The 16,150-nt window shown below is 70.0% G+C and carries 9 protein-coding genes and 2 pseudogenes; 2 read left to right on the top strand and 9 right to left on the bottom strand.

The window, feature by feature from the left end:
- The first annotated feature begins 8 nt into the window (after positions 1–8).
- Positions 9–961 (top strand): annotated as a pseudogene (locus tag Pflav_RS33140) (D-alanine--D-alanine ligase family protein).
- A gap of 71 nt (positions 962–1,032) precedes the next feature.
- Here Pflav_RS33140 and Pflav_RS33135 read toward each other — a convergent pair.
- The 9 genes and pseudogenes from Pflav_RS33135 to rpmH form a co-directional block, all read right to left on the bottom strand.
- Positions 1,033–2,106, bottom strand: a complete 1,074-nt coding sequence (locus tag Pflav_RS33135; RefSeq protein ID WP_232072195.1) for a hypothetical protein — start codon at positions 2,104–2,106, stop codon at positions 1,033–1,035.
- Between the two features lie 4,799 nt (positions 2,107–6,905).
- Positions 6,906–7,955 (bottom strand): ParB/RepB/Spo0J family partition protein, encoded by a 1,050-nt coding sequence (locus Pflav_RS33130; protein ID WP_173040700.1) that lies wholly within the window; start codon positions 7,953–7,955, stop codon positions 6,906–6,908.
- Between the two features lie 34 nt (positions 7,956–7,989).
- Entirely contained in the window at positions 7,990–9,237 is a 1,248-nt protein-coding gene (locus Pflav_RS47660) for a ParA family protein (protein ID WP_415624406.1), read from the bottom strand.
- A 386-nt stretch (positions 9,238–9,623) separates the two neighbouring features.
- Positions 9,624–10,457, bottom strand: coding sequence for a 16S rRNA (guanine(527)-N(7))-methyltransferase RsmG (gene rsmG, locus Pflav_RS33120; protein ID WP_173040699.1), 834 nt, complete (start codon positions 10,455–10,457; stop codon positions 9,624–9,626).
- 4 nt (positions 10,458–10,461) lie between these two features.
- On the bottom strand, positions 10,462–11,055 hold the full coding sequence (locus Pflav_RS33115; RefSeq protein ID WP_173040698.1) for a Jag family protein: 594 nt from the start codon (positions 11,053–11,055) through the stop codon (positions 10,462–10,464).
- 159 nt (positions 11,056–11,214) lie between these two features.
- A complete protein-coding gene (gene yidC / locus Pflav_RS33110) occupies positions 11,215–12,234 on the bottom strand; it encodes a membrane protein insertase YidC (RefSeq protein WP_173040697.1) in 1,020 nt (339 codons plus the stop codon).
- Positions 12,231–12,487 (bottom strand): annotated as a pseudogene (gene yidD / locus Pflav_RS33105) (membrane protein insertion efficiency factor YidD). The gene yidC and the pseudogene yidD overlap by 4 nt, the downstream one beginning before the upstream one ends.
- A gap of 40 nt (positions 12,488–12,527) precedes the next feature.
- Positions 12,528–12,953, bottom strand: coding sequence for a ribonuclease P protein component (gene rnpA, locus Pflav_RS33100; RefSeq protein ID WP_173040696.1), 426 nt, complete (start codon positions 12,951–12,953; stop codon positions 12,528–12,530).
- A gap of 31 nt (positions 12,954–12,984) precedes the next feature.
- A complete protein-coding gene (rpmH, locus tag Pflav_RS33095) occupies positions 12,985–13,122 on the bottom strand; it encodes a 50S ribosomal protein L34 (RefSeq protein WP_173040695.1) in 138 nt (45 codons plus the stop codon).
- Positions 13,123–13,675: 553 nt separating this feature from the next.
- Here rpmH and dnaA point away from each other — a divergent pair.
- Positions 13,676–15,409, top strand: a complete 1,734-nt coding sequence (gene dnaA, locus Pflav_RS33090) for a chromosomal replication initiator protein DnaA (protein WP_173042777.1) — start codon at positions 13,676–13,678, stop codon at positions 15,407–15,409.
- Positions 15,410–16,150: the final 741 nt, after the last annotated feature.

Raw genomic sequence — 16,150 nt, 5'->3', positions numbered from 1 at the left:
TCTGAGGCATGAACACGGACCTTCGCGTCCTCGTCCTCGCCGGCGGGCTCTCGTACGAGCGGGATGTATCTCTGAAGTCCGGGCGCCGCGTGCTCGACGCGCTGCGCGGCGCCGGCATCGATGCTGATCTGCGCGACGCCGACGTCTCGCTGCTGCCGGCGTTGCGGGCCGACCCGCCCGACGCCGTCGTGATCGCGCTGCACGGCGCCACGGGGAGGACGGCTCGCTGCGCGGGGTGCTCGACCTGTACGACGTGCCGTACGTGGGTTGCGACGCCCGCTCGGCCCGCCTCGCGTGGGACAAGCCCTCGGCGAAGGCGGTGCTCCAGGAGGCCGGTATCCCGACGCCCGACTGGGTAGCGCTGCCCCACGACCGCTTCTCGGAGCTCGGCGCCGTGGCTGTGCTCGACCGGATCGCCGACCGGCTGGGCTTGCCGCTGATGGTCAAGCCGGCGCAGGGCGGCTCGGGACTGGGCGCCGCCGTGGTCCGGGACGCGACGGCGCTGCCGGCCGCGATGGTGGGTTGTTTCGCGTACGACTCGACGGCGCTCGTCGAGCGGTACGTGGCGGGCATGGACGTGGCGGTTTCGGTGGTCGACCAGGGCGATGGGCCGCAGGCGCTGCCCGCCGTCGAGATCGTGCCGCGCAACGGCGTGTACGACTACGCAGCCCGGTACACCGCCGGCCTCACCACGTGGCACGCGCCTGCGCGGCTCGGCACGGACACGGCCACGGTAGTGGCTGAGACCGCGATCGCCGCGCACACGGCGCTGGGACTTCGCGACCTGTCGCGGGTCGACCTGATCGTCGACGCGGAGGGTCGGCCGCACGTCCTGGAGGTCAGTGTGTCGCCCGGCATGACGGAGACGTCGCTGCTGCCGCTGGCGGTACAAGCTGCGGGTCTCGACTTCGGCAAGCTGCTGGCGACGCTGGTGGGGCGGGCGGCTCGCCGCAGCATTTGAGCCCTCTACACGAAGCGCCCCCGTACCGATCTCCGGTGCGGGGGCGCTCTTTTGGATGGCCTGCGTTGCCGTCAGCTTGGGGCGCCGTGGTGCTCCGGCTTGTTTCCCTGGGCGTTGGACTGCTCGGCCGACCTGGCAACCGGTACGGTGTGGCCGGGCTGGCTTCCCGGTGCCTGGCTTGCCACGTCGACGGCAGCCGCGTTGGAGTCTGCTTCCGCTCCGGCGGCTTGGGCTTCGCTCTTGGTTGCGGCGGCCGGGCCGGCGGCGCCGGGGGTCAGACCCGGCCTTGTTGCTCCGGTGGCCGCTGCGCCTTGCGCTGCCGGTCCGCCGGTCAGTCTGTCTGCCGTCGGGCCGCCTGTGGTGACCACGCCAGCGGCGGCCGCGTTGGCTGCGGACGCCGCGCCGGTAGCGGCTCGGCCGGCTGGCGACTCGTCGGCTGTTGAGTCTTCCGCTGTCGACTCGTCCGCTGGGGCTTCCAATAGCGCGACCGAGGTGTCCTCGGCTGCGGTCTGCTGAGCGAGGCTCGCCGCTTCCGCCGCCGCTTGCTGAATCAGACTCGACGGCGCCTGCCACTCGATCCGCGGCGGCGCGGCGAGCGGCTTTCCACCGAACTCCGCCAGCCACGCGGCCACGAGTGCCAGGTTTTCCCGCCACGTCGACTCCGGGATCGGCGGGAGGATGTCGTCCCACAGCGACAGGAAGGTGCCGCGGAGCTGTAGCCGTCCGAACGGCCGGGCGAGGAACCACATGTGCAGGTGTGCCGACCCGTCACCCCACCGGTTTACGTGGACCCGCGCGACGCCGTCGAGCGAACGCACCGCCCGCTCCAGCCGCACCGTCATCACGCCGAGCTCGGCCGCCAACAGGTTGGGCAGGTCGCCCAAGTCGAGATGCGAGCGGGACTCCAGTATGAGCACCATCGGCAGTCCGGTGGGCCGGTCCATGGCGCGCACACGCCATCGCTCGCTGACCCAGATGTACGCGTCATCGGGCGCATTGCACGCGCTGCAGTCGGCGGCGTCCTCGCCCTTGCGCGAGGGCTCTTTGCCCACGGGAGGGTCGAGCTGCTTGACCCGCAGGTCGCCCTCGAACGGGAAGGAGGGCCACTTCGTGAAGTCGGGAACGGGGGATGCTGTGTCTGGCACGAGGCTGACCCTAACGGAGTTCAGGACCGCTGTCCTTCCCCGTTTCGGGCGGACGCCACCTTCTCTGTCCACAGGCAACCACCGTCCCCGACCGGCACTTTCTCTCGAATCCGCTCGTTCTGTGGATAACCCCTGTGGATTGTGAGCGGTCGCCGTTTCACGTGAAACGGGGGTCGCGCTCGGCCTTGCTACGGCACCGTCCGTCGATGGCGACGTTTCCCGTGAAACATGGCTGTTGGACACGGGGCGGCGGCCCGCCGACCGTGTGTGCCAGCGCCGTGGGCGGGCGGACTGTCGCTCGTTTTGCTCGTCGCCGACGACGTCCAACCGGACGCAGGCACCGGGCAGCGTTGGCCGATGCCCGCGACCGTGCTGGCGCCCTCGGGACCGCATATGGTGCCGTGCGGTTGTCGAGGGTCGCGCCCGCCGCGCCAGCTCGGGCGGCGGGACGTGTATGGCGCTCAACGTTGGTCTCGCTGTCTTGGGCGTTGCTCTTTGCTCAGACACCGCTGCGGCGGCGCCTGGGTTTCTGGCCCCCGTCCACGACAAACGACGGGGCGGCCTTCGGGGTGCGGTTGGGGCTCTGATTCCGGCTTCCGAATTTCGGGGCTCTGCTCCGAACCGGCCGGCTTCGCGCTTTCACTTGAACGCCGCCACGCGGCCAGCACCCGCTGCTGTATGCCGGTCGACGAGGAAGGGCTCTTGGGGAGCGTGACCGAGAGGACTTGGAGTGCTGGGTCGCAATCGCTCGTATGGGTTCGGCTGACTCTGTAGAGCCTCGCGTTGCCTGCGTTGCCCTTGCTCTGGTCGGTCCGAATTCGGGACCGGTCGGCCATCGCATGGGCGCCGGCCGCGAGGGTGAGTGCCGGCTGATCACGCGCGGGGACATTGGGTCGTGCGACAGGAACTCCGGCGGCAGCGCGGCGATCGTCTCGCCGTTGGTGGGACGACCCCAGCAGCGGGTGGCTTGCTGACTTCCATCGGTCTGACTTCCATCGGTCTGTCCTCCGTCGGCGCGGTCGGAGGCGGGTCGGTGGTCTGCGGTCGCTTCCGGAAGCGGCGGTCTGCCGGTGCCGGGTCTGGCCCGCGCTTGGGCAAACCTGGGGGCTGCGTCCGGGTCGCCGTGTGCGAGTCTCCTCGCCGGATCCCGCTCGCCGTAGGCCGGTCTGGCGGTGGCGGCGCTGTGGCCGACGATGGTCCGGTTGCTCGCACTGGGCTGCGGATCGCCCAGGCCTGGACTGGCAGTCGCGGTGCCGGCCGCTGCGCTCCCTCGTTCCCCGGCCCCCACCTCGCAGTGCGTTGGCCGCCGCCCGCTGGCGGCGGTTCGCCCCACGCGGATTACGCGAAGTCGCTGCGGCGAGACACCGGTCGTGATTTCGGCCGAGCGGTGTGGTCCTCGTTTCCTTGGGCACCTCATAGTCGGGATACATCCGGTCGCGAGGCTCCTGGGGTCGTCCCCGGCGGCGCCGCGATGGATCCCACACTCTTGTGGCTTGAACGGGCAGATCCACGGCAGCGGCGGTGCCGGTACCTCCCGGGACGGCTCCCCGGCGGAACCAGAACAGGTCGTGAGTGGTCGAGCCGATTCCGCTCGGTACGTCGTGGTCGATCATCCTGCCGATGTCCCAGCCATCGGTCAGCTCCCGTGGGCCGGTGCGCACCGCGGACATGCCGCAACTCCGCCACTCACCCGGTACGAACGCGCGGCGCTCGCGGGCGCGGACGGATGCTGTGGCCGCAGCTCGACCAAGCGCGTTCGGCCCGGTCCCTTGGTCGCCTGGCTCGGGCTGGGTGCCCTCCGCTCGAATACCGCGCGGTCCGACCCTGAAGCGTGTGCAGGCGGCGCGCGCTTGATCCGGATCACCTGGCGTCGACTCCGCCGCGCGACTGGCCTCCTCGCGCGCGGCTCGACGAGGGCCCTGTCACGGACGGCCGCGGGCCAAAGGGCGGACCGACTGACAGGCCTTCGACGGCCGCCACGTCGACGCGTAGAGATCCGCAGCGGCGGGCTCAAGGAACGTGCCGGGTTGCCGTCTGAGTTGGCGCTCGTGCGTTGCCGCCTGATCGACCTCTCGATTCAGATCACGGGATTCGCGCCCCGGCGGTCACACCACCGAGGCCGGGAGCGCCCATACGGGTCCTGTGAGGTGACCTCGCTGGCGCAATGTTTCACGGGAAACATCGGTGATCGACCAGCGCCGGCTTCTCGCCAGGCCTCCTCGGAGTCCCCGTCGCGTAGCCGATCAGAACAGCGCCACTTGGCCGAGCAAATCAGGGCTCGATCCCCGGCACTCGACTCCAGCCACCGCATCAAGGCCAAGCGCGATTCGGGCAGTCATCGTCTGCCGGAGCGCAACGGTCGTTGGGCAGACCGCAGAGCGTGGGGCTTCGCTCCCGACTCGGCTCCCGGCTCGGCCAAGGCACTCAGCGGGTCGAGCGGCTCGGTAGGGGCGGGGCGCGAGTCGACACCCAGCGCCGCGCCACTCCCGATGGCTCCCACGTCCGCGACTTGGTGGACCAGAGCATGTCGCCGCCTTGACGCTGGGCAGCTTCCAGCACGACTGGCGAGATGAGCCTGTGGCGGCTGCTGACCGACCGGCTCGCGTCTGGTCGGCACTCGCCGAGGACCAAGGTCGACTGACCGACAGCAGTGGTCGGGTGGCGACCAGCCGGCGTCGGTACGGCTGCCCAGCGCCGAGCTGATCCTGAAGACCGATCGATCGAGCCCAGCCGCTCAGACAGAGCAAGGCCTCCGGACCGAGCGAGGCGGCTCTGCCCTAGCTGAACGCCGGGCCGGCGCACGTGCCACTCCGGCAATACGGCTGGCCCCTCTCGGGCTCGATCATGACACGGCGGATCGCCTGACTGTGGCAGGTGCGAAACCCAGCTTGTCGATGCAGGACGGTCGGCAGGTAGCGCGGAAGTACCGCTCGCCTACCGAGGGCCTTGCCCCGAGTTTCCGCCGCGGCCTCGGGCGTCACTGACACCGACGGCCACGATCCTCGGGATCGTCCAGGGGCTCACGGCGCCAACGGTTGGCCCTGCCGCTGGATCATCCCGGCGACCACCACGCGCTCGCGAACCCGACGGTGCCCCGAGAGCATCAGCGCCAGATCGCCGGCCGGGTTCTGCGCCGGGTGGCTAACCGGAGGCCGGTCGCCGTGTCCCTGCTTTGTGACGAGCGATGTCGGGCACCATCGGGTCGCTGGGCCAGTCGGCGAGGGCGCACATCGCAGGGCCAGCCTTGCCCAGACGCGAGCCACCCCAGAGGCGAGCCGCACGCGAGCCCACGCACGACGACGGGACACGCGACTGCCACCCGGAGGCGAGCCACGCAGCATCTCGCCGGCCGCGCGTCGCCTGCTCTCGCGCCCTTGCGGCGGTCGGCGTCTCCAGCGACACCAGTGGGGGCGCCTGCTTGCCTGGGCCGTGCGAGCGGCCCGGGAGGCTGTGACGCGAATGCGACCGCGGACGGCGGGGTGGGGGCGACGGTCTGTTGACCCCTGGCCGGGGTCCGGAGCCTCGCCCGACGCTGACCGCCTCGGGCATCGCCAGATGAGAGGAATCAGCGACCAGTGGGCGCGTCAGAGGAAACCAACACGGAGTCCCTGAGCGCGACCGGCGGGCGCTTGGACCCACCAGACGACCGTGCCTTCCCGAACATGGGCTCTCCATCCAATCTGGCTGCGTGGCACGCGGTCCCCGGCCGAGACGCCTGCTGGCCCAGCTCCGCTCGCTGCACTGCCCTGCGACCCATTCGTGAGGCCGAACCAGGGTGATCGCCGAACTGGCGCGCGCAGCCGCGATCCCGTCCAGCGCCAGGCGGCCGCCGTCCGCCCCAGGCTCGACCGGTTCTGTCTTGACCTCGAGACAGCTGGGCGTCCAGGCCCTGCTGCTCTGGGGTCGACCTGGCGGCCTGCCGAAAGCGCTCCACCCTGCTATGCCGTGCAGACCACGATGGCGATCCAGCTAGCCCAGACACGCGCCCACCGGCACGAAGGTCACCCGCCCAAGTCCCAGTTTGGCGATCCAGCTGGGCTCAGAGATGCGCCCGGCACGAGGTCGCCCACGCGAGTCCCGCCACTCCGCGCCAGAGGCGCCCACCCCCTACGCCACCCGAGCCACGCATACGGTCTCGCCGCGCAGGGAAGAGGGCGCCTGGCATGAGGGCTGGCCGCCAGTCTCAGTCGGCCGCCCAGCCGCGAGTGCCCCGACCGAGCGGACCGGCACTCAGGCCGCCGCCCAGGCCGGGCGGCAGGCCGGTCGCAAGACCAGGGCGGGCCGAGCCAACGCCCGGCACAGAGTCAGGTGCCGAGCCTTCGGGGCCGAAGACTCATATGACGGTCCCTCAGTCGCGCCGACCGTGCCCAAGCTTCCCTGGAGGCGCAATGTCGAACCCCCTCGGTCGCAGCGAAGGAGCCACCCCATCCAGAGCCACCTGGACGCGGTCGACGACGTTGCGGCGGTCACCATGCGCGAGCCCGCTAAGAATCGAAGTGCGGATCGGCCGACCGCCGGGCGAGGCACGGACACGGACCCCAGCCGAGCCGCCGACCGGAACCCACGTCCGTCTCCGGCCGCCGCGCGGGGACCCCGGCCGCCCGCCGCCCGCCGCCCGCCGCCCGCAGGCCGCAGGCCGCAGGCCGCAGGCCGCAGCGAGCGTGTGCCAGAAACCGCACCGCCGGCCCAAGCAAGGACCGCCCAGAGCGGCCACCGTTCCACATGAAACAGAAGCGGCCGCGAGCCCCCGCTCAGGGGCCGCGGCCGCCGCAAAGCAACAACCTGAAGGCTGCGCGGGCCTACTCCGACTGCTCCGTGCGCTCGACGCCGATGATCCCGACAATGCGTTCGAGATCGTCGACCGTCGCGAACTCGATCGTGATCTTGCCCTTGCTGCGGCCGATGTCGACCTTCACGCGGGTGTCGAAGCGGTCGGATAGGCGTTCGGCCAGATCGCTCAGCGCCGGGGCGTGTGCCTTGACGCGGCGCTTGGCTGGCGTCGCCGCGGGGGAGGGTCCTTCGGCGACCGCCAGAGCGACCAGCTCCTCGGTCGCCCGTACCGACAGGCCCTCGGCAACGATCCGCAGCGCCAGTCCCTCCTGCGCCTCCGTGCCCTCCAGGCCGAGCAGCGCCCGGGCGTGACCCGCCGACAGCACGCCGGCCGCCACGCGGCGCTGCACCTGCGCCGGCAGGTTCAGGAGCCGGATGGTGTTGGAGATCTGCGGCCGGCTCCGGCCGATCCGCCTCGCCAGCTCCTCGTGCGTCGCCCCGAACTCCTCAAGGAGTTGCTGGTACGCGGCCGCCTCTTCGAGGGGGTTGAGGTTGGCGCGGTGGATGTTCTCCAGGAGCGCGTCCCGGAGCATCGCGTCGTCGCGCGTGTCGCGGACGATGGCCGGGATGGTGTCACGGCCGGTGGCCTGGGCGGCGCGCCAGCGACGTTCGCCCATGACGAGCTCGTACTTCTCGCCGTCGAGCTCGCGCACCACGATCGGCTGGAGCAGACCCACCTCCTGGATCGAGGTCTTGAGCTCCTCCAGGGCCTCTTCGTCGAAGACCTGCCGCGGCTGCTTCGGGTTGGGCACGATCGCCCCGACCGGTATCTCGGCGAAGCGAGCCCCTGGGACGGGTGCGAGGTGGCTCGTAGCTCCGGGGGTGACAGCGAGCTCGGCGGGTGGCACCTGGACCGGCGTGTCGCCGGGCGCCCTGTCCTCCGGGGCCGCCTGAGCCACATCGGCGCCGGCCGGCGCAGTGGCTTCAACCTCCGGATCGCCACCCGACGGCAACGGTGGCGCGGTGGGGATCAGAGCCCCCAGCCCGCGTCCTAGCCCGCCGCGCGGACGGTTCTTCATGCCGCACTCTCCCGATCATCGACGAACGGCTGCCTCACGCCGCTCCTCCCAGTTTGACCCCACGCTCCGCGATTTCCTGCGCCGCCTCGAAGTAGCTCGTGGCACCACGCGAACCGGGATCGTAGGTCATAACCGACTGGCCGTAGCTGGGCGCCTCAGAGACCCGGACGTTGCGGGGGATGACCGCCTGAAGCACCTTGTCGCCAAAGTGGTTCCGCACGTCCTGCTCGACGGCGTCGGCCAGGCGGGTGCGGCGGTCGTACATCGTCAGCAAGATCGTGGAGACGTCGAGTGTCGGGTTCAGGTGCTGCTTGACGAGGTTGATGTTGTTAATCAGCTGGTTGAGGCCCTCCAGCGCGTAGTACTCGCACTGGATCGGGATCAGCACCTCCTGGGCGGCCACCAACGCGTTCACCGTCAGCAGGCCCAGCGAGGGCGGGCAGTCGATGAAGACGTAGTCGAACGTCTCCGGGTGCGCGGCGATCGCGCGGGCCAGCCGGGACTCGCGGGCGACGACCGAGACGAGCTCGATCTCGGCGCCGGCGAGGTCGATCGTCGCGGGTACGCACCAGAGGTTCGGGATGCCCTCGACCGACTGGGCGACCTCGGCCAGCGGCACGTTTTCGATCAAGCAGTCGTAGACGTCAGGGATGCCGGCGTGGTGCGGCACGTTGAGCCCCGTCGAGGCGTTGCCCTGTGGGTCGAGGTCGACCACGAGCACCCGGTTGCCGTGGAGGGCGAGTGCCACTGCCAGGTTCACGGTGGTCGTGGTCTTGCCGACGCCGCCCTTCTGGTTTGCCACGCACATGATCCTTGGCCGGGCAGGGCGGGGCATGGTCACCTCGCCACTCGGATTCAGGATCTGGACAGCGCGCATTGCCTCCATAGCCAACGGTGGATCATCCTCTTCACGCGACGGGGTTTCACGTGAAACGTACGCGTCAACCCCTCCTTCATCCCCATAAGTGCTGGTCGGCGGCGCGGGCGTGTCGGCGTGTGACCCTGGAGAGGGCGACGGCGACGCACCGGAAGCCGGCTTGACCGATGCCGTGGCGCGCGCGGGAGGCGCCGAGGACGGCTGCGGACTCGGGGCCGGACGGCGACGCGGGTCGTCCGGCACGCCGGTCGGATAGCCCGTCGGCGGCTGGGCGGAGCGCTCCGGCACGGCCGACCTCCCAGTGGCCGGACCCGGCTCGCCGTCGTGGCGAACGGGGCGGTCGTAGCCGCTGCCCGCCCGGGGCTGCGGCACCGCCTGCGGATCGACCTCACCCGGCCCACTCATCAGCGCACTTCCATCCCCAGGAACGCCTCGGCCGACGGCCCAGCCTTCGTAGTCGGTTCCACGTGAAACAGCGGCACCGCCCCCGCGGTAGCCGCCGGGGTGACTCAAACCCGATTCGTCGTACCTACCGTTGTCCTGCACCGTGTCATCCCTGTCGACTTCGGATGGGTCGGCCTTTACAGCACTTGCGCCCGGATGCCCCGGCGATGCGTGCGGCCCGACGGGCAGCGGGGGATGCTGCCGAACAGGAGCCGCCGCCGGTTCCACACTATCGACGCGCGGCCAGCCTACGGCTGATAGGCGCGAGAGGCCATTGCTGTCCGACACATGAGCCCGACTAGAACCCCGCGGCGGGACGACATACAGGAGAAAGCCGCATACACGCCTCAGCGCGCCGCCAAAATTTGGCACCGCGTCCGGCGGCCATCCGACACCGACAGTCCGTGGCCGCCCGACCATCTAACCCCTCCGCGCTCTACCCCCACGCGCGGTGCCACCGTCCGATGTAGAACGGCGACTCGCCCCCGCGATGCCTTCGACCGTGCTGGCTCGACGGCGCGCTCACGGACGATCTCCACGACGGTCGTCGGCGGGTCGATGAGGTCGACCCCGCATTGCCGTACGACCGGCGTGGCACCGCCCAGCCGACCGACCGCGTCACGGTGTTCCGCCACTTCGTCGGCGGCCGAGGCGCCCTTGAGCGCGAGCAGCCGCCCACCGATGGCGGCGAGGGGTAGACACCAGATCGCGAGCCGGTCGAGTGGCGCGACCGCCCGAGCGGTGACGATGTCGGCGGGACTCCTCCCAGCGACCTCCTCGGCCCGCGCCCGAACCACCTCCACGGTCCGGTCGAGGTCGAGCTCCGCCACCACCTCCGCCAGGAAGGCGGTCCGTCGTGCCAGTGGCTCGACCAGGGTGACCATGAGGTCGGGCCGGGCCACAGCAAGCACGATACCGGGCAAACCGGCACCGGACCCCACGTCTACGACAGAAGCCCCCTTCGGGATCAGCTCGGCGACCACCGCGCAGTTGAGCAGGTGGCGATCCCAGATGCGGGGTGCCTCGCGGGGACCGATGAGGCCACGGACGACGCCCTCCGTCGCGAGCAGATCCGCGTACGCGACGGCGCGGTCGAGCCGGTCACCAAAAATGGCCTGGGCCGGCACAGGCAACGGCCCGGGTGGCAAACCACCCGGGCCGGAAGAGACCTCGCTGGGCACGTGGCTAGTCGGCGACCGGGCGCACGACGATCCGCCGATTGGGCTCAACGCCCTCCGACTCGCTCTCCACGCCGGCGAGCGCGTTGACCACGTCGTGCACGCACTTGCGCTCGAACGCGGACATCGCCTCCAGACGCACGGGCTCCCCGTACTCCTTCACCTTCTCCACCGCGTTCTTGGCCACGGCGGCGAGCTCCTTGCGCCGACCGGCCCGGTAGCCACCGACGTCGAGCAGCAAGCGGCTCGGCGTACCGGTCTGCCGGAAGACGGCCAGACGGGTCAGCTCCTGGAGCGCCTCGAGCGTGGCGCCGCGCTGGCCGACCAGCGGCTGGAGGCGCCCACCGACCACTTCGACGACCGGACGGCCAGCGGAGACCAACTCGTCGATGTCGCCGTCGTAGTCGAGGATGTCCAGCAAGCCCTCCACGTAGTCCGCGGCGATCTCGCTCTGCCGGAAGAGATCCGTGTCGCTGGGGGCCTCCGCCTCCTTGACGTCGTCGTCCTCCTCCTCGTCCTCCACCGCATCCGGCTGGGCGTCCAACTCGTCATCGAGGGACTGGTCGGTCTGGGGAACGCTGGTGTCCGTCACCGGTCTCATCTCCGTACTCGCTCGGCGGACCGTCTCCGGTCCGCTGGTTTCCCGCGGCGGGCGTGAGCTTGCCTGCGTCCACGGGCACGTCTGTTTTGAGGCCGCCGTCTGCGGCTGCCTGGGGAGCGCCACGGTGCCCGCCGGCCGAGCCGGCGGGCACCGGTCGCGTCAACCCTGGCGCTTGGCGGGCTTGCGCTTCTTCGGATTGACCGGCTTGGCGCCGGGCCGTGGCGCGAGGGCCTTGCCGTCGACCGCCGGCTTGGTGTCCTGAACCGCGCCGTTGCTGCCGTTGCTCTTGGAACGGTTGAACCGGCTCGGCTTGTCCTGCTGCGCGGGCGCGGCCGCCTTGCGGGCACCCGGACCGGGCACCGCCTTGCCGGCCTTGTTGTTGATCACGGGCGGCGGGTACTTGCGGAGCACCCACTGCTGCTGGCCGAGGGTGAAGAGGTTGTTGGTGACCCAGTAGATGATCACGCCGATCGGGAAGATGGCGCCGGAGACGAGCAGCGAGGCCGGGATGCCGTAGAGCATCAGCCGCTGGATCATGCGCTGCTGCGGGTCCTCGGCCCAGCCGGTCTTGAGGATCATCTGGCGGCTGGTGAGGTAGGTCGTGGCGATCATGATCGCGACCAGGAGACCCGCGACGAGCTTCACGGTGGTGCCGTTGGCGCCCATCGTGTCGAGCTCGGCGGCCGAGTTACCGAACTGCGCGGCGATCGGCACCGTGAAGAGCTTCGCGTGTACCGCGCTGTCCCACTGTGCCTGGCTCCACCCGTAGAGGGTGGTGTTGAGGGTCTGGACCGGGTCGAGGCGGCGGAGCACGTGGAAGAGGCCGAGGAAGACCGGAATCTGCAGGAACATGGGCAGACAGCCCATGAGCGGATTGGCCTTCTCCTTCCGGTAGAGCTCCATCATCTCTTTCTGGAGCCCCTCCCGGTCACCCTTGTGCTTCTCCTGGAGGGCCTTGACCTGAGGCTGCAGCGCCTGCATCGCGCGCTGCGACCTGATCTGCCTGACGAAGATCGGGAATAGGATCACCCGGACGGTGACCACGAGGAAGATGATCGCGAGGATCCACGTCCAGTTGGTGCCCAGTACGGTGCCAGCTGGGACGCCGATCGTTTCCCACAGCGAATGCCAGCGCAGCAGGATCCACGAGATCGCCCAGTAGATCCAGTCGAGACTCAATTCGGGGCTCCAGTCACATCGGCACGACGGTGGCTCTTAGGTTGGGGCACTGGGTCGTACCCGCCGGGGTGGAACGGGTGGCAGCGAAGCAACCGCCACGTCGCGAGGCCGGTCCCCGGAGGGCGCCGTGCTTCGTGACGGCCTCGAGGGCGTACGCACTACATGACGGATAGAACCGGCAACGCGCCGGCAATGCCGCGCTTATCCAACGACGGTACGCGATGACCAGGGCGGTCAGCACACGGGCCGCTATCCCGAGCCGTGCTCCGGTGCCCTGCTGGACGTGCTGCTCGTCACCCACGGGCGGCTCCCTTCTCTCCGCCACCGCCGCGGCCGCGGCCCGGCCCGCGCGAGGGGGAGCGGGCGGCGGCGAGCGCGGCGTCCAGGTCGGCTCCCAGCCGCTCGTACGGCGCGTTGGCCGCACCCGGCTGGGCCCGCACGACGAGGACGCTCCCCGGTGGCAGGTCGGCAAGGCGGTCACGGACGAGGTGGCGCAGGCGCCGCCGGACCGTGTTCCGCGTCACTGCCCCGCCGACGGCCTTGGATACGACGAAGCCGGCGCGCACCAAGGAGTCCTCGGTGGGCGCCGGCTCGGAAAGCTCAGGCTGCTGAGGGACGGTCAGGTGGACGACCACGGATCCGCGGCCGGCCCGACGGCCGCCGCGTACCGCTGCGGCGAAGTCGCTGCTGCGCCGCAGTCGCTGCGCCGCGGCCAGCACGACTGCCTCACCTTCGACCAGCCCGTCGGGCTCAGGCCGACAGGCGGGTGCGCCCCTTCGAGCGGCGGGAGGAGAGGATGGCACGGCCGGCACGGGTGCGCATGCGCAGCCGGAAACCGTGGGTCTTGGCACGCCGGCGGTTGTTCGGCTGGTAGGTGCGCTTGCTCACGTCTAATCTCCGTCTTCACTACCGGGTGCATTTTTTACTCAACATGACATGCTCCGTCAGGCCACGGAGCAGCCGCTCAAGCTTACGCAGGCTCGCAATGACCGTCAAACGGACGGGTGGCGCGGGCATCGAAAACGGTTTCCGAAACAGCGCGTATTCGCGGCATCACGCTGGGCAGTGGCCTCAATGCGCGGTTTCGCGGCCACCGACAACGAACCGGCGTGGACAGCGGTTGAAGCCTTGTGGACAACGCTGTTAGCGTGCCCGATTGCCGGTCCGCGTCAGGGGGTCACTGCCGCTACAAATCGGTGCAAAACCGGACGAGGCAGTCAGTCGTTCGGCACGGTGTACCCGCGCCAGCGTCGTCGCAGGCCGAGCGAGTTCCGCTGGGGTGTCGGGCGGGGAGCCACAATCGGTCGGTACACAGGTTGTTGGTACACAGGCTGTGGATAACTTGTGGACAACCACCGGCGGACGGTGGGCGGCCCGGGGGACGCGGAGGGCGAGGGGGGTGGCGCGAGGGGTGGCCGAGAACGATTTGGCCGTCGTCTGGATGGCGGCGACCGAAGAGCTGGCGGACGAGATCGTCTCGGCACAGCAGCGCGCGTACCTCCGCCTGACCCGGCTGGGCGCCATCGTGGAGGACATCGCGCTGCTGTCGGTGCCGGACGCGTTCACGCGTGACGTCATCGAGTCGCGCCTGCGCCCCGCGATCACCGACGCGCTCTCCCGCCGGCTCGGCCGGCCGATCCAGGTGGCCGTGACGATCCGGCCGCCGGAAGACGGCCAGGGCCGCCCGTCCGGCACCGTCTACGGCAGCCCGGCCGACCTCGACGGCGGCGCCGACGGGTTCGGGGGCGCCTTCGTGGAGGAGGGACCGACCGGCTCGGCGCAGCACCCCATCTCACCGGCGCCCGGCCCGGCGACGGGATCCGCGTCCGTGCCCATGGCTCGCGATCCCGAGCAGGGGCAGGCCGTGCTCTTCACGACGACGCGGCACGCGACCGAGCGGCTCGGCGACACCGACCGGCTGCCCGTACACGCCGAGCCCGTCCCGGACTACCGTGACGACCTGCGCCACCGCGACCTTATTCGCCGGGACGAGACGACCACCCGAGAGCTGCGCCATGACACCGGCCCGGACAGTGGTCCCGGCCGCGCGGCCACGATGGGCGACCGAGGCGCCGCGGGGCTCGACCACCGACCGGGCGGTCCGGGCCGCGACGACCGCAGACCCGGTGGGGGTACCGAGTCCGGCGGCAACCGGCTCAACCCGAAGTACATGTTCGAGACGTTCGTCATCGGCTCGTCCAACCGCTTTGCGCACGCCGCGTCGGTCGCGGTCGCCGAGTCGCCGGCGAAGGCGTACAACCCGCTGTTCATCTACGGCAGCTCGGGGCTGGGCAAGACGCACCTGCTGCACGCGATCGGCCACTACGCCACCACGCTCGGCAACGCCCGCTCGGTCCGGTACGTCTCGACCGAAGAGTTCACCAACGACTTCATCAACTCGCTGCGCGACGACAAGACGAGCGCGTTCCAGCGGCGCTACCGCGACGTCGACATCCTCCTGATCGACGACATCCAGTTCCTGGAGAACCGGGAGCGGACGCAGGAGGAGTTCTTCCATACGTTCAACACGCTCCACAACTCCAACAAGCAGATCGTCATCACGTCCGACCGCTCGCCGAAGCAGCTCGCGACGCTGGAAGACCGGCTGCGCACGCGGTTCGAGTGGGGGCTGCTCGCCGACATCCAGCCACCCGACCTGGAGACCCGCATCGCGATCCTCCAGAAGAAGGCGGCGCAGGAGCGGCTGTTCGCGCCGCCGGACGTGCTGGAGTTCATCGCCTCCCGGATCGCCAACTCGATCCGCGAGCTCGAGGGCGCGCTCATCCGGGTGACCGCGTTCGCCTCGCTGACCCGATCGGCTGTGGAGCTGTCACTGGCCGAAGAGGTGCTGCGCGACTTCATCCCGGACGGCTCGGGCCCCGAGATCACCGCCGACCAGATCATGGTGTCGACGGCTGACTACTTCGGCGTGAGCCTGGAGGATCTTCGTGGCCACTCGCGGTCGCGGGTGCTCGTCAACGCCCGCCAGGTCGCCATGTACCTGTGCCGCGAGCTCACCGACCTGTCGCTGCCCCGTATCGGGCAGGCCTTCGGCGGCCGCGACCACACCACGGTGATGCACGCCGACCGGAAGATCCGTCAGCAGATGGCCGAGCGCCGCTCGCTGTACAACCAGATCGCCGAGCTGACAAACCGGATCAAGCAGAACTCCTGACCGCCGGCTCGGCGGTCGACCGAGCCACCATCCCCAGGCGCGAGCCACCGGCCAAGGGCCGGCGATCCGCCGTGCCCAGGGGCGGAGGACGCACAGCCGCGCCCACAGGTACTGGCCGAAAGTCCGGTTTCCACAGCCATCCACACGCGTCCACACGCTCTGTCCACTGTCCGTGGACAACCCCTTGTGTTCATGCGAAGGGTTACCCACAACCTGTGGACAACTCCTGGGGAAATCGCTGTGGACGTGTACGGCGGGTAACAAGACTGTCCACGACCGATGGCCCAGGTGTGTACCAGGTGTTGAAGGTTCTGGGGACAAGTCGTGGCGGGGCATGCCAAGCCCTCCACAGACCTGGGGAGAAACCCGGGGGATAGCCGGTGGACGACCGGTGGACAGCGGTGGACAACTGTTGCTCGATCGCGAAGCTGTGGAGGGAAAGCCCGCTTCATACCCTGCTTCTCCACAGGAAAACCACCGGTGGATAACCGCTTGGCCAGCGGAGACGCCACTTCTCCACAGTTCACACAGGCCCTATGAAGACGATGAACTTGATCCTTCTAAGACAACAAAAACCAATCATCAGCGTTGTGCGTTCTGTGGACCGGCCCTCGCCGGTCCGACCTAGCTATCTGATCGGGCAAACCACCGGGGCGGGCGTACGCCACCGGTCGGGGAGCCCTATGGTCGGTAGGGCGGTCCCGAGCCTGCGTTCACGGGCCAGGCCGCCACACCACCGAG

The organism is Phytohabitans flavus, from assembly GCF_011764545.1.
Classification (GTDB): domain Bacteria; phylum Actinomycetota; class Actinomycetes; order Mycobacteriales; family Micromonosporaceae; genus Phytohabitans; species Phytohabitans flavus.
This window is presented reverse-complemented; position numbering and strand designations above follow the sequence as displayed.

What these genes read in the sequence shown, in the direction of transcription:
- Pflav_RS33130 (WP_173040700.1), bottom strand. Translation starts at nt 7,955, where the DNA reads ATGAAGAACCGTCCGCGCGGCGGGCTAGGACGCGGGCTGGGGGCTCTG.
- Pflav_RS47660 (WP_415624406.1), bottom strand. Translation starts at nt 9,237, where the DNA reads ATGAGTGGGCCGGGTGAGGTCGATCCGCAGGCGGTGCCGCAGCCCCGG.
- Pflav_RS33115 (WP_173040698.1), bottom strand. Translation starts at nt 11,055, where the DNA reads ATGAGACCGGTGACGGACACCAGCGTTCCCCAGACCGACCAGTCCCTC.
- dnaA (WP_173042777.1), top strand. Translation starts at nt 13,676, where the DNA reads ATGGCGGCGACCGAAGAGCTGGCGGACGAGATCGTCTCGGCACAGCAG.